Source organism: Clostridium sp. Marseille-Q7071 (assembly GCF_965112025.1).
In genome coordinates, this window is sequence record NZ_CBCOPR010000001.1 from 1116332 (window position 1) to 1138285 (window position 21954).

A 21954-nucleotide genomic window follows, 5' to 3' on the forward strand; every position below is an offset into this window, starting at 1 on the left:
TTAAGGGGGGATTTATAATGGAAAAAAGAGTTACCATGCCATTAACTGAAGAAAAAGTTAAAGACTTAAAAGCAGGTGATAGCGTTTTACTTTCTGGAACAATATATACAGCAAGAGATGCTGCACATAAAAGATTAGTTGATTTAATAGATAAAGGTGAAGATCTACCTATAGATGTTAAAGATAGTGTCATATATTATGTTGGACCAACACCAGCCAAACCAGGAATGGCAATAGGTTCAGCAGGTCCTACTACAAGCTATAGAATGGATGCATATACTCCACAGCTTTTAGAAAAGGGCTTAAGAGGAATGGTAGGGAAAGGCTTACGTTCTCAAGAAGTTATAGATTCAATGATTAAAAATGGTGCTGTTTACTTTGCTGCTATTGGTGGTGCAGCAGCACTTATGGCTAAATGTGTAAAATCTGCAGAAATTATAACCTATGAAGATTTAGGTGCAGAAGCTATAAGAAAACTTGAAGTAGAGGATCTACCGTTAGTAGTTGTTATTGATAGCGAAGGAAATAACCTTTACGAAATAGGTAAAGAGGCATATTTAAATAGTTTGAGGTGATAGTATGGAAATCAAGAAAGTTGCAAAAGCAGGAACACTAGAATCTAATGACATTTATATAATGGTTATGCCAAATGATGAAGGTGGGATAGAATTAGACCTTGAAAGTATAGTTATAAAACAATTTGGTGATGAAATAAGAAAAGCTATACTAGATACACTAAATGATTTAGGTGTAGAAAAAGCTATAGTTAAGGCTCAAGATAAAGGAGCATTAGATTATACTATAAAAGCTAGAGTAGAAACTGCTGTTAAAAGAGCACAGTAATAGAGGTGAATACTATGAAAAAATTAAGAAGAACTATGCTTTTTATGCCTGGTAATAATCCAGGAATGCTTCAAAATGCAGGGATTCTAGGAGCGGACTCTGTTATATTAGATTTAGAAGATGCTGTTAGCCTTACAGAAAAGGATAGTGCAAGAATACTTGTTAGAGAAGCTATAAAAAATGTAGATTATAGCAATGTTGAAGTTGTGGTAAGGATTAACCCTCTTTCAACAGAATATGCTAATGAAGATATAGATGTAATTGCAAGAGTTAAGCCAGATGCATTAATGGTACCTAAAGCTACAGAAGAGGAACTTGAAGAAATAGATAAAAGGCTTACTAAAATAGAAAATGAAGAAGGTTTTGAAGCTAAATCTATAAAATTAGTACCAATAGTTGAATCTGCTTATGGTGTAGAAAATGTTTATACTATAATAAAGGCTTCAGATAGAATTGTAGGAGTTTTACTCGGAGGAGAAGATTATACTTCTGATATGGGCATTAAGAGAACTAAAGTTGGAGAAGAGATCTTCTATGCAAGAAATAGAGTTGCTATAGCTTGTAGAGCAATGAAGGTTGATGCTATAGATACTCCATTTACAGATACAAATGATAGTGAAGGCCTATTAGTAGATACAACTAAGGCTAAATCTCTTGGAATGACAGGTAAAGCATCTATAAATCCAAGACAAATAGATGGAATTCATTCAGTATTTGCACCTACTGCATCAGAAATAAGACATGCAGAAAGAGTTTTAGAGGCTATGGAAGAAGCAGAAAAAGAAGGTAAGGGAGTATTCTCATTAGATGGAAAAATGGTAGATGCTCCAATCATCAATAGAGCTAAGACTACAGTAGAATTAGCAAAAGTTTTAGGACTTATTTAATAAAGGTTAAATATTGAGGTGATAAAATGAAGAACGTATTAGGACGTGAACTTCCAAGCTTTATAGAAGGATATGGTGAGGTTATACCTTTTGAAGGTGCCTTTAAAAAAGCTGGAGAAAAGAAAAAGGCTACAGTAAATATAAAATCTGTAACTCCAATGGATAAAAAACTTGTAAATAGCATAGAAGAAGTTTTAGATAAAGTTAGTATAAAAGATGGAATGACAATATCTTTTCACCATCATTTAAGAAATGGTGATTATGTTTTAAATACAGTAGTAGAAGCTATTGCTAAAAGAGGAATTAAGGATTTAAGGATAGCAGCAAGTTCAATATTCCCAATACATGCGCCACTTGTAAAATATATGGAAAGTGGAGTAGTTACAAGAATTGCTGCAAACTATATATCAGGTCCAGTAGCAAAAGCTATATCAGAAGGAAAATTAAAGTATCCAGCAGTAATGCATAGTCATGGTGGAAGAGCAAGAGCGATTGAAAGTGGAGATTTGCATATAGATGTTGCTTTTGTAGCTGCACCCGCTTGTGATAGCTATGGAAATATTAATGGATTATATGGAAAGTCAGCTTGTGGAGCACTTGGATATGCAGTAGCAGATGCAGAAGGTGCTGATAAGGTTGTAGCAATTACAGATAACTTAGTGCCATATCCAAACTGCCCAATAGAAATAAGTCAGATTTATGTTGACTATGTAGTGAAAGTAGAGTCTATAGGAGATCCAGCAGGAATAGTTTCAGGTACAACTCAAATAACTAAAGATCCGGTTGGACTTAAAATAGCTAAAATGGCACTAGATACAATGATAGCATCAGGTCTTGTTAAAGACGGAATGAGCTTCCAAACTGGAGCTGGTGGAATATCTTTAGCTGTTGCAGCAGAACTTAGAGAATTTATGAAAAAAGAAGATATAAAAGGAAGCTTTGCATCTGGTGGTATAACTGGATACATAGTAGATATGTATAGAGAGGGATTATTTAAAAATCTATTTGATGTTCAATGCTTTGACTTAAAAGCTGTTGAATCTTATTCCTCAACTCATGAGCATATGAGAATGTCAGCATCTATGTATGGAAATCCAGATAATAAAGGAGCTGTTGTAAACAACTTAGATATAGTTATATTAGGTGCAACAGAGATAGATACCAACTTTAATACAAACGTAACTACAGCTTCAGATGGAGTTATAATGGGAGGCTCAGGCGGACATAGTGATACAGCTGCAGGAGCAAAATTAACTATAATAGTTACTAAGCTTACAAAAGCTAGACTTCCAATTATAAAAGATAGTGTTACAACAGTAACAACTCCTGGAGAAAGTATAGATGTTATAGTAACAGAAAGAGGAATAGCTGTTAATCCAAGAAGAATAGACCTAATTGAGAAATTAAAAAACACTAATCTTCCTGTTGTGACAATAGAAGAATTAAAGGCTATAGCAGAAAAAATGACTGGAAAGCCTAAAGCAATAGAACTATCTGATGAAGTAGTTGCAGTAGTAGAGTATAGAGATGGTTCAGTTATAGATGTAGTGAAAAAACCATTATAGAATAAATAGATAAAAGACATAGAATAAACAGAATTATTCTATGTCTTTTCTTTATTTAATAAGTTGGAATTTGTAAATTGTGTGCATTTTCATAATGAAAATATGGATTTAATATCTCTACATAATTTTTTAGAAACAATATTAATAATTAATTCTTCCACTGCCGAAATGCTTGCAATAAAACAAACTAAAATAGTTGTTGTGTATAATCCTAATACAACATATATAAAAGGGAAACAAAACAAAACTATACCTGTTAACTTATTTGCATAAGTGTGTAAGAAGGAGAGTTGTTTATAGCGCATAAAACCAACTCCCAACGATATAAAGCGAATAACTGCAATAATAACTACCCAGTATATGCCCAATAAAGAAAATTTTAAATTAGGCACAAATATGAACAAAAAAACTATAAACATAAAAAAATCTGCAATACTATCAAGAACCTGCCCCTTTTTACTTACTAAATTCATCTTTCGTGCAATCATTCCATCCAAAACATCACTGATACCACATATAAAATATATTATAAAGAATATTTTCGAAAATGGTTTTATAAACACCAAAACTATTGTTCCTAATATTCTTGCTATTGTAATTAAATTGGGAATATTTTTCATTTATATCACCATCACTCTAACATAAAGTATGCTTCCTACAAATTAATATTTATCCACATTTTTAATGACTTTACTTATTGCATTAATAGAATAACTTATGTCCTCTATGGTGGTAAAATGTGAAAAACTAAATCTCACAGTACCCCTAGGAAAAGTCCCTAATGACTTGTGGGCAGAAGGAGCACAATGTAATCCACTTCTAGTAGAAATTCCATAATTTTTGTTTAAATAATAAGAAACTATACCATTATCTCTATTTAAAAAATCTAAAGATACCACTGCAGTTCTATTTTTATTATCTTTTATACCTATAATTTTTATTTCACTTAGATTATGTATCTCTTTTAAAAATTTACTAGTAATTTGTAGTTCCTTTTCTCTTATTGAAGATACTCCTTCTTTTAATACATATTTCAATGAAGCGTTTAATCCAAATATTCCAGGAATATTTGGTGTTCCAGATTCAAATTTATCTGGCATATATTCAGGTTGAGTTTCTAGTTCTGAAAGACTACCTGTACCACCTTCAATTATAGGAGAAGCATTATGAGCCAGCTCAGAACTTATCAAAAAACCTCCAATTCCTTGAGGACCTAGTAATCCTTTATGACCAGTAAAGGCTATTGCACTGGCATTTAGCTCATAAAAATCTATATCTAAGAATCCAGCAGATTGAGCTCCATCAATTATAAAAAATAAGTTATATTTCTTACAAATTTCACCTATGCTTTTTAATGGTAAAATTGTTCCACATACATTAGAAGCATGAGTCATAATTATAGCTTTAGTATTTGTTTTTATAAGAGAACTTAATTTATCTAAGTAAAGATTACCATCACTATCACAAGGACATTTAGAAAATTCTACTCCAATATTAACTAAAGAAGAAAGTGGCCTCATAACAGCATTGTGCTCCAATGATGAAACTATAACATGATCTCCATTTTTTAATAATCCTTTTAAAAGCATGTTCAAACTAGTGGTAATGTTAGAAGTAAATATAACATTTTCTGGCTTATCAAAATCAAACAATGAACATAGGAGTTCTCTAGTTTCAAAAGCTATGTTTTCCGCCTCTAATGATTTAGAATAAACTCCTCTATTTATGTTACAACCTATATTTAAAATATAGTTGCTCATGCTTTCAGCCACTCCTGGAGCTTTAGGAAAGGAAGTAGCTGCATTGTCCATATAAAATGTTTTCATATAATCCTCCTTAACAATTATTAGTATTAGAAATAGATACATGAATGTCTATATAATAATATAATTTTACTGAGTTATACTTATTTGTTAAAATTTACTTAAGGAATCGTCATAATTAATAATAACAAAATTAGGGGGAGGAGTAAATTATGAAAGGAAAAAAAGGTATAATCCTTGGAGGAGCTATCATTGGTTTACTAGCAGTTATATCAGTTTACTTTGGTAATCCAAAGAATATGGGAATTTGTATTGCTTGCTTTATAAGGGATACTGCTGGAGCACTTGGATTACATAACACTGGTATTGTACAGTATGCAAGACCTGAAATAATGGGCATGATATTAGGGGCATTTTTAATTTCCTTTTTTACTAAAGAATTTAGTTCTAGAGGAGGTTCTTCACCATTTATAAGGTTTATCTTAGGATTTATGGTGATGGTAGGAGCATTAGTATTTTTAGGTTGTCCTACTAGAATGGTTTTAAGATTAGCAGGTGGAGATTTAAATGCTATTTTCGGAATAGCAGGATTTACTGTAGGGATATTAATAGGAATATTCTTCTTAAATAGAGGATTTAGCTTAAAGAGGAACTACAAACAAACTAAAATAGAGGGATTTGTATTCCCAATAATTAATATTGGATTATTTGCTTTAGTTGCAACTTATTCAGGACTTTTAATATTTTCAAAAGAAGGTCCTGGCTCTATGCATACTCCAATATTATTAGCACTAGTTATAGGTTTAATAGTAGGTGTAATATGTCAGAGAACAAGAATATGTATGGTTGGAGGAATAAGAGATTTAGTTTTATTTAAAGATTCTTATCTAATATGGGGTTTTATAGCTATATTTGTTGCAGCGCTAATAGGAAATATAATGCTAGGAAATTTTAATCTTGGTTTTGTAGATCAACCAATAGCACATACTGATGGATTATGGAACTTTATGGGCATGGTAGTAGCTGGATGGGGATCAGTACTTCTAGGGGGATGTCCTATGAGACAGCTCATATTAGCAGGAGAAGGAAATATTGATTCAGTTATAACAATATTAGGAATGCTTGTTGGAGCAGCTTTTAGTCACAATTTTAAACTTGCTTCAAGTGCTAAAGGAGCTACTGTAAATGGTCAAATAGCAACTATGCTATTTATGATAGTTTTATTAGCTATTTCTTATTTGAGTATAGATAAAAGCTTTAACTTAAAGAAGAAAGGAGATGTAAGTGTTGGTCAAAATTGATGCTAGAGGAATGTCATGCCCTGAGCCAGTGTTAATGACGAAAAAGGCACTAGAAGAAAATAAAAATGGAGCTAGTGTATTGGTAGATAACAATACAGCTTGTGGAAATGTAGAGAGATTTATGAAGAATGCAGGTTATAATGTTTCAATTGAAAATGTAGGAGAAGATTTCTTACTAACTGCTAAAAAATAATATGGATTATATAGCTACGTTTTATACTCATTCAGGAGCTATAAAATTTAATAGATTTCTATTAAAAAATAATATATCAAATGAAACATTACCTGTACCTAGACAATTGAGTTCAAACTGTGGAATTGGAGTTAGTTTTTCATATGAAAATAATGTAGAAAATATTTTTACTGATGATATGGAAAAACTGTACTTATGTAATAAGGACAAGTTTAAACTTATAAAAACTTTTGAATGATAGTAATTAAATAATAAAATCCTAGGGAAGTATGATTCCTTAGGATTTTTATTTACATTTATATCTTTAGTCTTTAAATTCAACTATCAAATAATCATCATAAAAATCAAATAATATATTTTTCTCTTTTTCTTTTATATAAAAGAAAACCTACTATCATCATTAACAATAGTGCTGTGCCATAATATAGTCCAATACCAATGGCAGCTTTAATAAAGAAAGTTTCTGGCATCATTTGAATCAAAACCTCTGTTTCTGGATCCAATAGCCATAAATCATTGCTAAAGAATATTTCATGAAAATAAGTAAAGTACTGGGTAAAATCACTTTGTATTAAAAGTACTAGAATTAATAGTAGAGATAAATTTATGCCCACAGTAATCATCAGTGTCTTGCTAAGATAGGATGAATTTAGGGCTTTCATTTTAAATAAAATTAATAAGGTTCCAATTGCTACAATAGCAGAGATTACTTTTATCCATTGGCTAAGTTTAAAAAGAACTTTTACATCTATCATATGTAAAATTTCACGTTCTCCATAAACTGGTCTTAGCTCGCCTTTTATCACTGCTGTAGTATCCAATTCTGCTCTATCATCTTTCAAATATTTAATGAAATCCTCAGCCACATGACGAAGATTTTCTTCATCCATATTTGTAACTTCCTCAATATTGTTTTCTTTAAAAGAATTCATATAGTAATTAATATCGAAACTTTTTATATTAATAGAAGTAGTTAATATAAAAAGAGAAAGACTAAGCCCTAATAAAAAGTAGAGGAATATCTTAAAGTTTTTCATATAATGCCTCCTTTATGTATTTGTTATTACATTTTTTATGCAGTTATATAATTTATATTATATTCAATAAAAATAATATAAATCCTTTTTATAAAAGGGACGGTTCATTATAATTAGCATAACTAGAGTAATTCCTTGAATAAAGCATTTTTAATATTAATAAAAATAATGAACCGTCCCTTAACTATGATAAAATAATTAGTAAGGGGGTAAGTGTTATGGGTAAAAAATTTAATTGTATGATTTGTGGAGAAGAATTGACATATTTAAATGAAAGTAAGGGAATGGAATGTTATTATTGTAAGAAAAAGATTTACTCTAATGCTAGTTGTAAATATGGACATTATGTTTGCGATAACTGTCATAGTTTAGATGCCTTTGAAGTAATTAAGAATTATTGTATATCAAGTACAAGTATTAATCCTGTAGAAATTGCAATGGATTTAATGAAACATCCATCTGTAAAAATGCATGGCCCAGAGCATCATTTCTTAGTTCCATCAGTATTACTAACAGCTTATTTAAATAAAACTTCTGAAAGAGAAAAACTGTCAAAATTACTTCAAGAGTGTGAAAAAAGATCTAAAAATGTTTTAGGTGGATTTTGTGGATTTTATGGATGTTGTGGTGCAGCTGTAGGAACTGGTATTTTTATGAGTTTAATTTTAGGAGCAACACCTTTATCAAAGGAAAAATGGGGACTATGTAATCTTATGACATCAAAAAGCTTAGAGGTTATAAGTTCCTTTGGTGGCCCAAGATGCTGTAAAAGGGACTCATTTTTAGCTATTGAAACATCTATTGATTTTATTAAGGAAAATTTAAATATAGAATTAGAAAAAAATAAAAATACATACTGTAATTACAGTAAAATAAATAGTGAATGTTTAAAAGAAAATTGTAAATTTTATAAGGCGCTTGAAATAAAATAATACACTACAATATGAATGCTGAAATATGACTTTAGAGATTATAATTGTAATCCTCTAAAGTCTTATTTTACTATATTGCAAAATAGTTTTTTATACATTAACAATTTATGAAAATTACAATATTTTCATTAAATAAGGTATAATAAATTATAGTTTTTTAAAAGGATATTTACAAAAATAGCTTTTAGCTATCTTTGTAAAATAAATAATATTTTAAAATTAAATGTCTAAAAACTAACAAAGTGAGGTAAATTATGTATAACTTAAACTTAGAAAAAATAAATTTAAATAAAGATAGAGATGTTTTGGAAGTTAAAAAATTTTTAAAAGAGTTTAATTTAGATTTAGATAAAGATGTAGATTATGCTGTAGTTATTAGACAAAATGGTGAAATTAAAGCTACTTGTTCTAAAGCAAAAAGTGTTTTTAAGTGTTTTGCAGTATCAGAGGAATTAAGAGGAGAAGGTGTTTCTGCTATCCTTTTAAATGCACTTAATGACAAATTGTTTGACGAAAACATATATCATAGTTTTATATTTACCAAACCAGAGAATATAGAAATTTTTTTAGGATTAGGATATAAACTTATAGAAAGAGTAGAAAAAGTAGCACTACTTGAAAATGGAATATATAATATAGAGTCTTATTTACATAAAATATCTAAGAAGTATAATTTAGAGGAGAAAAAAGAAAGAAGTTCATTAGTTATGAATTGTAATCCTTTTACTTTAGGTCATTTGTATTTAATTGAAGAGGCATCTAAAGTTAGTGAAGAAGTTTTAGTATTTATAGTAGAGGAGAATAAGTCATTATTTCCTTTTGAGGTAAGATATAACTTAGTAAAGAGTGGAACTGAACATTTAAAGAATGTTAAAGTTTTACCTGGGGGAGAATATATTATATCTTCTGCCACTTTTCCGTCTTATTTTTTAAGGAAAAAAGATGATATACTGAGTGCTTATACATCACTAGATGGAAAAATTTTTGGAAAATACTTTTGTAATAAATTTAACATAAATAAGAGGTTTTTAGGTGAAGAACCTTATTGTGAAGTTACAAATCAATATAATAAAAGCTTAAAAGAAATACTGCCACAATTTAATGTAGAGGTTATAGAAATTCCACGTAAAGACTATGAAGACATCGCTATAAGTGCCTCAGCAGTTAGAGAATTAATTAAGGAAGAAAATATGGATAAAATTAAAGAAATTGTTCCAAAGGTAACCTACGATTTTTTAAATGCGAAAGAAGGAGTTGAAATAAGGGAGAAAATTAAATTGTCTAATTCTCCTCATTAAATTATGAATAAAGAAGAAATGTTAAAATTAGAAGAATTATTAGAAGCAAGAGAAGAAAGAGTTTCATTTATTGAAAAACTTATAAATGAATATCACGCTCCTGTAGTTTGTGCTAGAAGTAACTATCCAGGACTTAATAAAGCTAATGAGATTACAGAAAACCTTATGGCAATAGCGGATAAAGTACTTATAGAAAAGCTAGAGGATAAAACAATATTTAAAACTAAAATGACCACTGCTGAAGGATATATAATCATTTTGGTAGTGGAAGGGGATGCGATAGAAATTAAAAAAACTACTGTAGAAATAGAGCATTCTCATTCATTAGGTAGATTTTTAGATATTGATGTTTATGATGAAGAAAAGAATAGTTTAAGTAGAGAACACTTAGGCTATTATAGAAGAAAATGTTTCATATGTGATGAAGATGCACATGTATGCGTTAGAAATAAGAATCACCATATAGAAGAAATAAAAGATCACATAAGAATAAGTGTTAGAGATTATATGGAGAACAATGATGTGTAAAACTTATAGTATAAATAATATATCTTTTAAAATAAGCAGTTTTGCAGTAGAGTCTATGCTTTACGAAATAAGCTGCTTTCCTTCTCCAGGACTTGTATCACCTATATCTAGTGGAGCTCACAATGATATGGATTATTATACTTTTATACAAAGTACCTCTGAACTTATAAAGTATATGATTTTGTTTGCAGAAAAAGGATACTCGAAAAATACAGCTAAAGAAATTTTTCAAAGCATAAGAGAAGTCGGAATAGAAGCTGAAAACTCAATGTTTGAAAAAACTAAAGGAATTAATACTCATAAAGGAATGATTTTTCTTTTAGGAATAGCTGTTGCTGCTACTACAAAAGCAATACATGATAAAAAAACTTTTAGTGACATAAGAAATATAATAAAGGAAATGACTGGCGGAATAGTTGAAAAGGAATTAAAAAATATAGATAAAAGCAAAAAGCTAACCTATGGAGAAAAATTTTATATTGAGTATGGGATTGAAGGAATAAGAGGACAAGTTGAAAAGGGATTGCCTTTGGTTTTTGATTATGGATTAAAAATATTCAAGGAAACCTATGAATTAAGTTTTAATGATAGGCTAATTCATACATTAATAGCTTTAATGGGAAGAGTAGATGATTCTAATATACTTCATAGACATTCTTTAGAAATGCTAAAGAATGTAAATATGCAAGCTAAAGAAATAATAGAACTAGGTGGTATGAGAACACTAAAGGGAAGAGAAAGAATTTTATCTATGGAAAAAGAATTTATAAGTCTTAGAATAAGTCCAGGGGGATGTGCTGATCTACTAGCAATCACAGTGTTTTTTTATTTAACAGAAGAATATTTTAAAGAATTGAGTATTGAAGAGTGACAATAGGCAATTGTACTTTAAAAGAAGTTTTAAAAAAACGGTGAAGCATCTTCAAAAAAAATAATAGACCAGTATGTTATCTTATTTTCCATCATACTACGTTGTCAGAACTTCATGATAGCTACACTATCATGAAAATCTGTCTCCTTGTCTGATGCAAAATATATTTCGCATCTTTAACTAGCTATTTTATTTCATATGCCTAAAATATATTAACATCTTTGATCTATTATTTTCTTTCAGATGCCTAACTTTAATAGAAGTAAGTTCGTATTAATTATATAAAGCGAGGTAAAATGATGGCAAGAGTTGATGCCTTTGAAGATATTAACTTAGTCAATAATGTGTTGAAGGGGGATGTGGATAGCTTCAATACAATTGTTAGTAAGTATGAACTTATGGTGCTAAAATTTGTTTATAATATGTTAAAACAAAAGGAAGCATCAGAGGATATAACCCAAGAAGTCTTTATTACTATATATAACAAACTTTACATGTATGATAAAAAGTTTAAATTCTCAAATTGGATACTTCAAATTGCAAGAAATAAAACTATAGATTATATAAGAAAATATAATAAAATTTATGAAACTAATATAGATGAAGCTTATGATTTATCATCAAAAGAGATGTCACCAGAACAAATAGCAGAATATAAAGAAACAAAAGAAGATATAAAAGAATATATTGACAGCTTAAATGAAGATGATAAACAAATACTAATTTTAAGATATTCTGAAAAACTCACTTTTAGTGATATAGCAGAACTACTAAAAATGACAGAGTCAACAGTAAAGCGGAGGTACTATAGAATAAGAGAAAACTACAAAACTTATCTTAGTGAAAAAGAGGTGAAGTATAAATGATGAATTGTGATTTATTTAAAAACAAAATATTAGAGTATATTCATGGTACTTTATCAGCAGATGATGATAGAGAAATGGAAGATCACATTTCAAACTGCGAAAGCTGTAGAAGTTTATACGAAGAAGAACTAGCCTTAGAAGACGCTTTTACAGATGTTTTCAGTATTGATGGAATTGAGTTTAAAAGCTCAAAAGAAGCAATTATGAATTCTATAGATAAAAATAAATATAAGAATACTATAAATAATAAACTTCATTATAGTTTTAAAAAACACAGCAAAAAATATATAGGTGTTGCAGCAGTATTACTAATAGGAATTTTTATGATACCTATGGCTTTCAAAGGAAACTCTAAAAAGCCAGAGATTATGACTAAGAGTGCTGCGGAAGAATATTCTTCTTTTCAAGATAATTCTATAACAGAAGATTCTAATATAGGGAATAAGGAATCAAAGGATAAGTCTTTTAAAGTATTAGAAAATATATCTTTATTTAATATGAACGAAGTAGATTTAAATAAAAAGTTAGAATTTTCTACACCATGGAAAACAACAGTTGATGGTAAATTTGAAGCAGCTATTGAAGGAAGAGGCACATATGGTAAAGAAGAAGGCGTAGGAACTATATTTGTAAAAGATATAGTTAATAGTAAGATGTATGAATTTAAATTAGCTGATGAAACTGCACAGCAAAGTCCGTTATATATACAATGGTATGATAATGAAAATTTAATTGTTATTACTGGTTTAGGATACGGGAGATTAGAAACAGGAGATAAAGCTATTTTATTAAATGTAAAAAATAACAGCTATATTTCAATGTATGAAGCTCAAAATCCTAGAGAAAGATTAATATCAATCAGCCCTGAAGGAAATAATTTAAAAATAAAGTTAATACATTATATTGATGACACATTAAATAAATATGAAGATAAAGAGAAAATAATAGAGAAGTATACTCCAGGAGATTTAATAACAATAGAATAAACAATTTATGGAAGTTAATATTTTAGCTTCCTTTTTTTATTATTTTATTCTTAAATTGTAAATTGTCCATTCTCAATTAACTAAAGTTTAGCTATATATTAATTTTTAGAATAGTTTACCTATAGAAATCAAAGGTGAAATTTATTGTAAAAGCCCTGAAGCTATTGATAGTGGAGTTTTAAATATAATTTTTCATTTTCATTCATTATAAAGTATCTTAACTCTTTATTTTTTATCACGATGATATAGTTATAAAGATTAATTATACAAAAAAGATATGGTTTATTAAGTTTTAATTTACAATAATTATTTTACTTATACAGGGTAATTTTAAAATTAAATGTAGTTAGTAAAATTATGGTATAATTGACTTATAACTAGGTAAGAAGTGCGGTGAAATCATGGAAAAATCTAAGAAAAATTATATGAAAGCAATGAACTATTACTATGAAGGGAATTTTGAAAAAGCATTAATTTATTGTGAAAAAAGTTTAGAGTTAGGAAGGGGAAATTCAGCAGCATTAAATTTAAAAGGACTTTTGCACTATTTAAAAGGTGATTTAGAAGAGGCAAGGAATCAATGGAAAATTAATTATAGATTAAATAATGATGATGTAGCTAGAAAGTATTTAGAGGATAGCAATAGAGATAAAGAAAATCTTAAACTATTTAATGAAGGAAAAGCTGCCTTTACACAGTTGAAAATAAAAGAATCACTAGAGCTTTTTAAGAACTGTCAAAAATCTCATTTTAATTTTATAAATTTAAATAATTATTTAGCTCAATGTTATATAAAATTGGGTCAATATAATAATGCGGAGAAACATATTAATGAAGTATTAAAAACAGATAAAAATAATAAAATGGCAACAGAAACTATGAAATTAATGAATGATTTAGGTGTAATTAAATATAAGAAAAAATATTCTAATAAAATTTTAGTAGGATCATCTATTGCTTTAATTTTATTAATTTCTTTATCTATATATACTTTTATTAAAGTAAGCTATAATAAAAATAACTTAATAGTAGAAGATAATAATAAGCAAAATAATGAGCAGAAACAAGAATTAAATGTAAAAGAAGAAAAAGAGGAAGAAAAAAATAAAAATAAAGTAGAAGAAAATAAAGTAGAAGAAAATAAAAAAGAGGAGAATAAATTTCCTTTTGAAGAACTAAAAGTACATATAGACAATAGTAAATATGATGATATAATAAAAATTCTAAAAGATTATAAAAATAGTGTACTTAATGATAATGAAAAACAAATGTATATAAAAGCTTTTAACTTTATAAATAAAGAAGCTATAAAAGTTTATTATGATAAAGCAGAAGAATTTAGAAATAAGGGTGATTATAAAAATTCTATAAGAGAATTAGAAAAAATATATGAATTTAGCGAAGGAAATTATTTATATGAGCATATAATATATATGTTAGCATTAAGTTATGAAAAAGAAAGTGATATAACTACTTCTATAAAGTATTATGAAATTTATGCTAATAAATTTAAAGATGGAGATTATATAGAAAATGTAGTTTATAATTTAGCAGTTTTAAACGAACATACTAATATTGAACAATCTAAAAAGTATGCCAATGAAATAATAAATAAATTCCCTTATTCTCAATTTAATAATTCTAAAATAGAAAACATTTTAAAATAGATTCAGGCATATAAAATAATTAATTGATAATTTTATAAAATTTTATAGGATTATCAATAATAATTATTATTAATTGCAAATTACTATTGATAAATATATAAATTTGTATTAAAATTTATAGTAATTTAAACTTAATATAAATTCTAAAAATCATTTAGAATAAAAAGAATTTATAGTTTATAATTAGAAGATAATAATAACATAGTTATTAATATAAAATATTAATTTGAATTGGAGGAGTATTTTAATGTTAGAATTAAGAGAAGATAATTTTAAATTAGAATTAGCTAATACAGATAAACCAGTTGTTGTTGATTTTTGGGCTTCTTGGTGTGGTCCATGTGAAATGTTAAGACCTGTTATTGAAGAACTATCTCAAGAAATGCCAGAAGCAATATTTGCTAAAGTTAATGTTGAAGATAATTCTGCATTAGCTAGAGAGCATAGAGTAATGAGTATACCAACAATTAAAATATTTAAAAATGGTGCTGTTGTGGAAACATCAGTTGGATTTAAACAAAAAGATGAATTGAGAGCTATAGTTGAAAAACATGTATAAAAAGAGCGTGACTTAGGGTCACGCTTATTTTATACGTAAATAAAATTCTTTTTAAACATCAATGGTAAAATAGAATTCAGAATCTGTAAAAATATATAAGAAAATAAAGGTAGATAATATTACTACCTTTTTAAGCTAGAGTTCATATAAAAAATTTGTTGTACTTTGAAATACTTCTATAGATTTAACGTTAAATTTTATCATAGTATCTTGTTCTAATGAGCTTATATTTTTCGAAGGCAATATAATTAATGTTAGTAAAACTAATCCAATTACTAAATTATTTTTCATTAAACTCATCACCTCTTTATATGGTATTTTTACCTTAATGTTAAAAATCATGCATAGATTTTATAAAAAAAGTGAAAGTATTTAAATTAAAGTAGGTGCACTTTTAAGTTTTTTATAAGAGCTTTTAAATTTACTATAGTGAGTTTCTGAGCTACTTAGATGTTTTTTTGACGTTATATATAGAGATTCATAAAAATCGCTATCAGTTTCTGGATTTTTAGCATGGACTTTTTCCATGGACAACGCGTATTTAAAATTCTGAAGATAATTATAATATTCTTCCATAGAGATATCTAATTCTTCATAAGATTTTAATCCGTTATTAGGTACTGAAATATTTTTTAAGCTATCTTTTAAAATTTTTAGAGAAGTAATTTGATTATCAATATCAGAAATAGCTAATTCATAAGTTACGATATTATTTCTAGCTTTTAAGGATAGAGGAGAAAAATCTATTTTTAATTTATCATAATAACTACTAATGTTATCCATAGCATTTACAAATAGTGTATTTTGGTCATCGTTAACTTCTTTTTCTCTAGTCGAGTTAAATGTTGATAAACAATAATTAGTAATATTATCAATAGCAAAAAAACTTGACTTTAATATAGATATAGCATTTTCACTAAAAATAGAATAATAATTTGAAGCAATAGTATAATAAGTTTTTAAATTTTTAGCTGCTTTTTCTATATCATTTCCCGCTGGATTTTTTAACATAGCTTCCATTTGTATATACATAAGTATATTATTTTCCACTCCATTTCTTAAGCTATCTAATTTTTCAGGGTCATATTCTTGAATGTTAATATCATCCTTTATTTTATTTAATTCATTAATCATTTCAGGAATTATTTTTAAAGATTTATTTACATTGATACTATCCTTTACTATAAAATCATTACATCTATTATTTATCGTATTAATTTCTTTTAAAGTACTATCAATATAATTTACTTGTGAATCTATAATTCTTCCTTTAAAAAAATTATAGCTAAAGCAGAATAATGATATGGCTGCAACAACAATCATCAAATAGTTTAGAAATATTTGCTTTTTATCCTTGATTTCTATATTCATGAAATCATCCTCCTAATTTTAAAAGTTTATTAATTTTTAAAAGTATGTTTTAAATTTAGACATCTGAAAAATAGTTAGTTTAAAATTTTTATGATATTTTATATTGCACAAATAATCACATTGCAAAGATATAGAGCACATAGTTTATAAACATTAGAATTATTATTTTTAAATATGCTTATACTTACAACATAGGTCATTATTCTAAGAGTAAAAAATGCTTTTTTTATTTACTATAACTATAATCACTTGAGAATAGAGTTATTACTTTTTTATATTGTTATATTAAGAATCAAGGAAAAATATTCATAAATTATAAATTCATTATTTTACTAAATAAAAATAAACTTACAATGTATTATAAATAAAATTATTAGTGTATAATTATAATTAGGAATTATAGTAAGAGGTGAGGCAGCAATGGAGGGTTTAAATTTTATAATAAATAGCTTAAAAGGATTTGATATATTTTCACTTATAGACATTTTGGCAGTTTCTGTAATATTTTATAAAGGATATACACTTATAAAAGAAACAAGAGCTGTACAACTCTTAAAAGGTGTATTACTTATATTTTTATTAATCCCTATAAGTGAGTTTTTCAATTTAACAATGCTTAATTATATTTTAAGCAATACAATCACAATTGGATTAATTTCCGTTGTTATTATTTTCCAACCTGAAGTGAGAAAAGCATTAGAGCACATAGGAAGAACTTCTTTTATGGATAAGATAATTTATGAAGATGAAGAAATTATGAACAATGTTGTTAATGAAATTGTTGATGCTGTAGAAGAATTAGCTAAAGAAAAAACAGGGGCACTAATTGTAATTGAACAAAAGACAGGACTTGGAGATATTATAAATACTGGTACTAAAATAGATGCAGTGGTTTCTTCTGCACTACTTCAAAATATATTTGTTGTAAATACTCCTCTACATGATGGAGCTACAATCATTAGAAATGATAGAATTGTATCAGCAGGATGTTTCCTTCCACTTACTAATAATGACAAATTGAATAAGCAGTTAGGTACAAGACATAGAGCAGCTATAGGTGTCACTGAAATAACAGATGCACTTACAATTATAGTTTCTGAGGAAACAGGTGTTGTATCTTTAGCTGTAAATGGACGATTACTAAGACACTATGATAAAGATAAGTTAAAGAGTATTCTTGTTAAGATAATGAAGAGTAGACATAAAACGGAAGTAACATTTAAAGAGAGGGTTAGAGTATGGATAAAGAGAAAAGACAAGATATCTTAATTAAAATTTGTTGTATCATAGCCTCATTTGCATTATGGTTTTATATAAGAGGTACGGAAAATCCTATTACAAGTCATTCAATAAAAAATATACCAGTACAAGTTTTAAATACAGAAGCTTTAGCTCAAAATAATTTAGTGTTACTACCTGATCAAGATTTTAAAGTTAATTTAAATGTAAAAGGACCAGCATCAGCTGTTTACCATATAGATAAAAATAAAGATTTTAAAATTGTAGTAGATTTAAGTAAATATGCTCTAAAAGCAGGAAAAAATACTATACCTATAGAGATAACGGAGAGCCCAAGTACTGTAAGTATAGCGAGTGAAAATTTATGGATAGAGGTACAAATTGATACTTTAAAGGAAAAAGAGGTAGCAATTACACCGGATATACAAGGAGATTTAACTCCAGGAGCATATAGAGAGGAACCAGTTATTTCTCCATCAGTTGTAAAGGTAAATGGACCATCTAAGTATGTAGATATGGTACAAGGCGTATTAGGAAAAATAGATGTTACTAATATGGATAGAGATGTAGAAAAAGTTGTTGAATTAATACCAATTGATGGCGAAGGAAAAGCAGTAAATAATGTTACATTATCAGCGTCTACTGCAACAATAAGAATATCAATAAAAAAAGGTAAATCGGTGCCAATACGAATTAACACTACTGGGGAAGCACCAAATGGAGTAACAATTGAAACTATGGATGTTAATCCAAAAAATGTTGAGATAACAGGTGTTAGCGACGCGGTAAATAATATAGCTAGTTTATCAACAGAGCCTATAGATTTAAGCACTATAAATGCTGATACCACTCTAGATGTAAATCTGGAAGTACCTGAGGGTGTTAAAATATCAAATATTACGGTAAAAGTTAAGTTCACTTTAAATTTGAAGAAAAAATCAGAGAAAAGCTTTAATATAGGCATAAAACAGCTTAATGTTCCAGAAAAATCAACGGTAACTCTAGATAAAGATACTTTAGAATTAGTATTATCTGGTTATGAGGAAGACTTAAATAAGGTGACTCCAGAAGCTATTACTGCAACTTTAGATTTGAAAAATTTAAATGAAGGAGATCATGATGTTCCAATAGTTATCGCTGGTATTCCAGAGAACTTAACAAAAGTATCACAAAATATACAAACCGTGAAAGTAAACATTAAGAAAACAACGGAGGTAAGTAACGATAATGTGGATTCGAGTGAATAACCTAATCCTAGATATAGAAGAGGATATTAATCTATTAAAAACAAAAGCAGCTAAAAAATTAAGAATAAAAGAAAATCAAATAAAAGATTTTAGAATTTCTAAAGAATCTATAGATGCACGTAAGAAGAATTCTATCAAATTTAATTACTGTGTTGAAATTACCTGTGACAATATGGAGAAGATTGTATCAAAGGTTAATAGTAGCGATGTTAAAATAGAAAAGAAAAAATATAATGCAGAATTTGAATTTGGAAATGAAAAAATGCATAGTAGACCAATTATAGTAGGTATGGGACCAGCAGGACTTTTTGCTGGTCTTCTTATGGCTCAAAAGGGATATAAGCCTATAATAGTTGAGCGTGGACAGGATGTGGATAGTAGAAGTAAGTCTGTGGATAATTTTTGGATTAAAGGAAAGTTAAATACAGAGTCCAATGTCCAATTTGGGGAAGGTGGAGCAGGTACTTTTTCTGATGGAAAGCTAACAACAAGAATTAAAGATGATAGATGTGATTATGTTTTAGAAGAATTAGTTAAGGCAGGGGCACCAGAAGAAATACTATATATGGCAAAACCTCATATAGGAACAGACATATTAAAGTCAGTGGTTAAGAATATAAGAGAAGCTATTATTAATTTAGGTGGAGATGTATTATTTAATTCTAAACTAGAAGATTTAGTCATAAAGAATAATAAAGTAGAAGAGGTAATTGTAAATGGACAAAAAATACCTTGTGAAGCATTAATATTAGCTATAGGTCATAGTGCAAGAGATACCTATGAAATGCTTTTTAAAAGAGGGGCATTTATGACACCAAAACCTTTTGCTATAGGAGCTAGAATAGAACATCTTCAAAGTTTAATAAATGAAAATCAATATGGAAAGTATAAAGACCATTCTAGGTTAAAAGCTGCAGAATATAAGTTGACTTATAGTAGCAAAAATTTAAATCGATCTGTCTATAGTTTTTGCATGTGTCCTGGTGGTCAAGTAGTTGCTGCTGCTTCGGAGGAGAATACAGTAGTGGTTAATGGAATGAGCAATTATAAAAGAGATAGTGATAATGCTAATTCTGCTATAGTAGTGTCCGTTAACCCAGAGGACTTTGGAAATACCTCTCCAATAGCAGGTATAGAATTCCAAAGGCATTATGAAGCTTTAGCTTACAAGGTAGCAGGAGCAAGTTATAATGCACCACTGCAATTAGTAGAAGACTTTTTACAGGATAGAAAATCAACAAAATTAGGTAAGGTTAAACCAAGCTATACACCAGGTTTTGAATTTAGTGAAATGAAGGATTGCTTACCTAATTATGTCATAAAGGCTTTAAAAGAAGCACTGCCAGTATTTGATAAGAGAATAGCAGGATTTGGTAGTGGTGATGCAGTACTTACAGGTATTGAAACTAGAACATCTGCGCCAGTTAGAATAAATAGAAATGAAAGCAATACAAGTATCTCAACAGAAGGATTATACCCTGCTGGTGAAGGTGCAGGATATGCTGGAGGAATTATATCTGCTGCTGTAGATGGACTGAAAATTGCAGAAACAATAATGAAAAAATACAATGTGCCGAATTGTTAGTCATTTTAAGTTGATATTTGCATTATAAATTTGATAAAATATAAGTGGGGATTTATAAGAATTGTAAAAGTATGTCGAGATTTCGATATAGAGGGGGATATTATGGCAAGGAAAAGTTATCTGTTAGTAATTAATCCAGGATCTACATCTACAAAGTTAGCAATTTTTAATGATGAAAATTCTATAGTATCAACAAATTTAACTCATGATATAGAAGAAATTAAAAAATTTGATACTATATATGAACAAAAAGATATGAGAGTTAAAATGATTCTAGAATGGCTTAAAGAAAAAGGCATAGAATTAAATGAATTAGCTCTTGTAGTAGGAAGAGGTGGGCTTTTAAGATCCATGCCAGGTGGAACTTATGAAGTCACAGAAAGAATGCTTGAAGATTTAAAAATAGGAATACAAGGACAACATGCTGCAAATTTAGGTGGAATTATTGCCTATGAAATAGCTAAAAAAGTAGGTATACCTTCCTACATTGTTGATCCAGTTGCAGTGGATGAAATTGAAGATGTAGCAAGAATATCAGGAATGCCTGAATTGCCAAGGAGGTCTCTACTTCATGCACTAAATATGAAGGCAGTAGTTAGAAAAGTTTGTAAGGATAAGAAATTAGATTTTTTAAATAGTTCTTTTGTAGTAGCACATCTTGGTGGGGGAATATCTATATCTCCATTTAAAGATGGAAAGCTAATTGATTGCAATAATGCAAGTCATGAAGGACCATTTTCTCCAGATAGAACAGGAACACTTCCAGTAGGTGATTTAGTGGAACTTGCTTTTAGTGGAAAATATACAGAAAAAGAGCTAAGTAAAAAAGTAATGGGACAAGGTGGGTTAATAGCTTATCTTGGAACTAATGATGGAAGAGTTATAGACAAGCTTATTGATGATGGAAACAAAAAAGCAGAGCTTATTTTTAAGGCTATGGCTTATCAAATTGCAAAAGAAATTGGAGCTATGTCAATAGCACTAAAAGGTAAAATGGATGCAATAATAATAACAGGGGGGTTAGCTCATAATAAGAGGCTAATGAACTGGATTTCTGAATATGTAGGTTTTATCGCACCAATAGAATTGGTTCCTGGTGAAGATGAAATGTTAGCTTTAGCTCAAGGTGCTTTAAGAGTACTCAAAGGAGAGGAAATTGCAAAAATTTATGAGCAAGAAGTAAATCTTTAATTCTTCATTTTGAATTAGGCATCTT

General features: G+C 28.4%; 24 protein-coding genes. 19 read left to right on the top strand and 5 right to left on the bottom strand.

Features of this window, described 5'->3' with window-relative positions; genetic code table 11:
• Positions 1 to 17: 17 nt before the first annotated feature.
• Genes ACWPW7_RS05320 through citF form a run of 4 tightly spaced genes read left to right on the top strand, consistent with a single transcriptional unit; the run spans position 18 to position 3295 of the window.
• Positions 18 to 575, top strand: a complete 558-nt coding sequence (locus tag ACWPW7_RS05320; RefSeq protein WP_454052635.1) for a Fe-S-containing hydro-lyase — start codon at positions 18 to 20, stop codon at positions 573 to 575.
• 4 nt (positions 576 to 579) lie between these two features.
• Positions 580 to 843: a citrate lyase acyl carrier protein gene (citD, locus tag ACWPW7_RS05325; protein ID WP_454052636.1), complete on the top strand. Its 264-nt coding sequence runs from the start codon at positions 580 to 582 to the stop codon at positions 841 to 843.
• A 14-nt stretch (positions 844 to 857) separates the two neighbouring features.
• Positions 858 to 1730: an HpcH/HpaI aldolase/citrate lyase family protein gene (locus ACWPW7_RS05330; protein WP_454052637.1), complete on the top strand. Its 873-nt coding sequence runs from the start codon at positions 858 to 860 to the stop codon at positions 1728 to 1730.
• A 26-nt stretch (positions 1731 to 1756) separates the two neighbouring features.
• A complete protein-coding gene (gene citF / locus ACWPW7_RS05335) occupies positions 1757 to 3295 on the top strand; it encodes a citrate lyase subunit alpha (RefSeq protein ID WP_454052638.1) in 1539 nt (512 codons plus the stop codon).
• Positions 3296 to 3384: 89 nt separating this feature from the next.
• Here citF and ACWPW7_RS05340 read toward each other — a convergent pair whose 3' ends face one another.
• Positions 3385 to 3915 (bottom strand): CDP-alcohol phosphatidyltransferase family protein, encoded by a 531-nt coding sequence (locus ACWPW7_RS05340; RefSeq protein ID WP_454052639.1) that lies wholly within the window; start codon positions 3913 to 3915, stop codon positions 3385 to 3387.
• Positions 3916 to 3957: 42 nt separating this feature from the next.
• Positions 3958 to 5121: an aminotransferase class V-fold PLP-dependent enzyme gene (locus ACWPW7_RS05345; RefSeq protein ID WP_454052640.1), complete on the bottom strand. Its 1164-nt coding sequence runs from the start codon at positions 5119 to 5121 to the stop codon at positions 3958 to 3960.
• A 149-nt stretch (positions 5122 to 5270) separates the two neighbouring features.
• Here ACWPW7_RS05345 and yedE point away from each other — a divergent pair, with 149 nt between their 5' ends.
• The 3 genes from yedE to ACWPW7_RS05360 are packed head-to-tail and all read left to right on the top strand — an operon-like array spanning position 5271 to position 6790.
• Positions 5271 to 6359 (top strand): YedE family putative selenium transporter, encoded by a 1089-nt coding sequence (yedE, locus tag ACWPW7_RS05350; RefSeq protein WP_454052641.1) that lies wholly within the window; start codon positions 5271 to 5273, stop codon positions 6357 to 6359.
• Positions 6343 to 6552: a sulfurtransferase TusA family protein gene (locus ACWPW7_RS05355; protein ID WP_349676783.1), complete on the top strand. Its 210-nt coding sequence runs from the start codon at positions 6343 to 6345 to the stop codon at positions 6550 to 6552. The genes yedE and ACWPW7_RS05355 overlap by 17 nt, the downstream gene beginning before the upstream one ends.
• 1 nt (position 6553) lies before the next feature.
• Positions 6554 to 6790 carry a DUF3343 domain-containing protein gene (locus tag ACWPW7_RS05360; RefSeq protein WP_291561091.1) on the top strand — a complete coding sequence of 79 codons (237 nt, stop codon included), beginning with the start codon at positions 6554 to 6556 and terminating at the stop codon, positions 6788 to 6790.
• Between the two features lie 106 nt (positions 6791 to 6896).
• On the opposite strand, the gene ACWPW7_RS05365 is transcribed toward ACWPW7_RS05360, so the two are convergent.
• Positions 6897 to 7589: a TIGR01906 family membrane protein gene (locus ACWPW7_RS05365; RefSeq protein WP_454052642.1), complete on the bottom strand. Its 693-nt coding sequence runs from the start codon at positions 7587 to 7589 to the stop codon at positions 6897 to 6899.
• A 218-nt stretch (positions 7590 to 7807) separates the two neighbouring features.
• Here ACWPW7_RS05365 and ACWPW7_RS05370 point away from each other — a divergent pair, with 218 nt between their 5' ends.
• From ACWPW7_RS05370 to trxA, 8 genes are all read left to right on the top strand, one after another.
• Entirely contained in the window at positions 7808 to 8521 is a 714-nt protein-coding gene (locus tag ACWPW7_RS05370) for a DUF5714 domain-containing protein (protein ID WP_454052643.1), read from the top strand.
• A 254-nt stretch (positions 8522 to 8775) separates the two neighbouring features.
• Positions 8776 to 9819 carry a [citrate (pro-3S)-lyase] ligase gene (citC, locus tag ACWPW7_RS05375; protein WP_454052644.1) on the top strand — a complete coding sequence of 348 codons (1044 nt, stop codon included), beginning with the start codon at positions 8776 to 8778 and terminating at the stop codon, positions 9817 to 9819.
• Positions 9820 to 9822: 3 nt separating this feature from the next.
• On the top strand, positions 9823 to 10347 hold the full coding sequence (gene citX / locus ACWPW7_RS05380; protein ID WP_454052645.1) for a citrate lyase holo-[acyl-carrier protein] synthase: 525 nt from the start codon (positions 9823 to 9825) through the stop codon (positions 10345 to 10347).
• A complete protein-coding gene (gene citG, locus ACWPW7_RS05385) occupies positions 10340 to 11218 on the top strand; it encodes a triphosphoribosyl-dephospho-CoA synthase CitG (protein WP_454052646.1) in 879 nt (292 codons plus the stop codon). Before citX ends, citG begins: the two co-directional genes overlap by 8 nt.
• 299 nt (positions 11219 to 11517) lie before the next feature.
• Entirely contained in the window at positions 11518 to 12084 is a 567-nt protein-coding gene (locus ACWPW7_RS05390) for an RNA polymerase sigma factor (protein ID WP_454052647.1), read from the top strand.
• Entirely contained in the window at positions 12081 to 13070 is a 990-nt protein-coding gene (locus ACWPW7_RS05395) for a DUF4652 domain-containing protein (protein WP_454052648.1), read from the top strand. The genes ACWPW7_RS05390 and ACWPW7_RS05395 overlap by 4 nt, the downstream gene beginning before the upstream one ends.
• Positions 13071 to 13471: 401 nt before the next feature.
• Positions 13472 to 14737: a tetratricopeptide repeat protein gene (locus ACWPW7_RS05400; RefSeq protein WP_454052649.1), complete on the top strand. Its 1266-nt coding sequence runs from the start codon at positions 13472 to 13474 to the stop codon at positions 14735 to 14737.
• Positions 14738 to 14984: 247 nt separating this feature from the next.
• On the top strand, positions 14985 to 15296 hold the full coding sequence (gene trxA / locus ACWPW7_RS05405; protein ID WP_454052650.1) for a thioredoxin: 312 nt from the start codon (positions 14985 to 14987) through the stop codon (positions 15294 to 15296).
• Positions 15297 to 15431: 135 nt separating this feature from the next.
• Here the strand turns inward: trxA and ACWPW7_RS05410 are convergent, their stop codons facing one another.
• Positions 15432 to 15587 (bottom strand): hypothetical protein, encoded by a 156-nt coding sequence (locus ACWPW7_RS05410; protein ID WP_454052651.1) that lies wholly within the window; start codon positions 15585 to 15587, stop codon positions 15432 to 15434.
• 81 nt (positions 15588 to 15668) lie between these two features.
• Positions 15669 to 16667, bottom strand: coding sequence for a hypothetical protein (locus ACWPW7_RS05415; RefSeq protein ID WP_454052652.1), 999 nt, complete (start codon positions 16665 to 16667; stop codon positions 15669 to 15671).
• Positions 16668 to 17087: 420 nt separating this feature from the next.
• Here ACWPW7_RS05415 and cdaA point away from each other — a divergent pair, with 420 nt between their 5' ends.
• From cdaA to buk, 4 genes are all read left to right on the top strand, one after another.
• Positions 17088 to 17936: a diadenylate cyclase CdaA gene (cdaA, locus tag ACWPW7_RS05420; RefSeq protein WP_454052653.1), complete on the top strand. Its 849-nt coding sequence runs from the start codon at positions 17088 to 17090 to the stop codon at positions 17934 to 17936.
• Positions 17906 to 19153, top strand: coding sequence for a CdaR family protein (locus tag ACWPW7_RS05425; RefSeq protein WP_454052654.1), 1248 nt, complete (start codon positions 17906 to 17908; stop codon positions 19151 to 19153). Before cdaA ends, ACWPW7_RS05425 begins: the two co-directional genes overlap by 31 nt.
• Positions 19134 to 20738 (top strand): NAD(P)/FAD-dependent oxidoreductase, encoded by a 1605-nt coding sequence (locus ACWPW7_RS05430; protein ID WP_454052655.1) that lies wholly within the window; start codon positions 19134 to 19136, stop codon positions 20736 to 20738. The genes ACWPW7_RS05425 and ACWPW7_RS05430 overlap by 20 nt, the downstream gene beginning before the upstream one ends.
• A gap of 102 nt (positions 20739 to 20840) precedes the next feature.
• Complete coding sequence (gene buk, locus ACWPW7_RS05435; RefSeq protein WP_454052656.1) at positions 20841 to 21929, top strand: butyrate kinase; 1089 nt, start codon at positions 20841 to 20843, stop codon at positions 21927 to 21929.
• Positions 21930 to 21954: the final 25 nt, after the last annotated feature.

Excerpts from the sequence above, each read along its gene's own strand:
- ACWPW7_RS05415 (WP_454052652.1), bottom strand. The coding sequence starts at position 16,667 with ATGAATATAGAAATCAAGGATAAAAAGCAAATATTTCTAAACTATTTG.
- ACWPW7_RS05410 (WP_454052651.1), bottom strand. The coding sequence starts at position 15,587 with ATGAAAAATAATTTAGTAATTGGATTAGTTTTACTAACATTAATTATA.
- ACWPW7_RS05425 (WP_454052654.1), top strand. The coding sequence starts at position 17,906 with ATGGATAAAGAGAAAAGACAAGATATCTTAATTAAAATTTGTTGTATC.
- ACWPW7_RS05365 (WP_454052642.1), bottom strand. The coding sequence starts at position 7,589 with ATGAAAAACTTTAAGATATTCCTCTACTTTTTATTAGGGCTTAGTCTT.
- ACWPW7_RS05390 (WP_454052647.1), top strand. The coding sequence starts at position 11,518 with ATGGCAAGAGTTGATGCCTTTGAAGATATTAACTTAGTCAATAATGTG.
- ACWPW7_RS05400 (WP_454052649.1), top strand. The coding sequence starts at position 13,472 with ATGGAAAAATCTAAGAAAAATTATATGAAAGCAATGAACTATTACTAT.
- ACWPW7_RS05430 (WP_454052655.1), top strand. The coding sequence starts at position 19,134 with ATGTGGATTCGAGTGAATAACCTAATCCTAGATATAGAAGAGGATATT.
- ACWPW7_RS05340 (WP_454052639.1), bottom strand. The coding sequence starts at position 3,915 with ATGAAAAATATTCCCAATTTAATTACAATAGCAAGAATATTAGGAACA.
- ACWPW7_RS05345 (WP_454052640.1), bottom strand. The coding sequence starts at position 5,121 with ATGAAAACATTTTATATGGACAATGCAGCTACTTCCTTTCCTAAAGCT.
- citF (WP_454052638.1), top strand. The coding sequence starts at position 1,757 with ATGAAGAACGTATTAGGACGTGAACTTCCAAGCTTTATAGAAGGATAT.
- ACWPW7_RS05360 (WP_291561091.1), top strand. The coding sequence starts at position 6,554 with ATGGATTATATAGCTACGTTTTATACTCATTCAGGAGCTATAAAATTT.
- ACWPW7_RS05320 (WP_454052635.1), top strand. The coding sequence starts at position 18 with ATGGAAAAAAGAGTTACCATGCCATTAACTGAAGAAAAAGTTAAAGAC.
- buk (WP_454052656.1), top strand. The coding sequence starts at position 20,841 with ATGGCAAGGAAAAGTTATCTGTTAGTAATTAATCCAGGATCTACATCT.
- ACWPW7_RS05395 (WP_454052648.1), top strand. The coding sequence starts at position 12,081 with ATGATGAATTGTGATTTATTTAAAAACAAAATATTAGAGTATATTCAT.
- citC (WP_454052644.1), top strand. The coding sequence starts at position 8,776 with ATGTATAACTTAAACTTAGAAAAAATAAATTTAAATAAAGATAGAGAT.
- citG (WP_454052646.1), top strand. The coding sequence starts at position 10,340 with ATGTGTAAAACTTATAGTATAAATAATATATCTTTTAAAATAAGCAGT.
- citX (WP_454052645.1), top strand. The coding sequence starts at position 9,823 with ATGAATAAAGAAGAAATGTTAAAATTAGAAGAATTATTAGAAGCAAGA.
- ACWPW7_RS05330 (WP_454052637.1), top strand. The coding sequence starts at position 858 with ATGAAAAAATTAAGAAGAACTATGCTTTTTATGCCTGGTAATAATCCA.
- ACWPW7_RS05370 (WP_454052643.1), top strand. The coding sequence starts at position 7,808 with ATGGGTAAAAAATTTAATTGTATGATTTGTGGAGAAGAATTGACATAT.
- citD (WP_454052636.1), top strand. The coding sequence starts at position 580 with ATGGAAATCAAGAAAGTTGCAAAAGCAGGAACACTAGAATCTAATGAC.
- cdaA (WP_454052653.1), top strand. The coding sequence starts at position 17,088 with ATGGAGGGTTTAAATTTTATAATAAATAGCTTAAAAGGATTTGATATA.
- trxA (WP_454052650.1), top strand. The coding sequence starts at position 14,985 with ATGTTAGAATTAAGAGAAGATAATTTTAAATTAGAATTAGCTAATACA.
- yedE (WP_454052641.1), top strand. The coding sequence starts at position 5,271 with ATGAAAGGAAAAAAAGGTATAATCCTTGGAGGAGCTATCATTGGTTTA.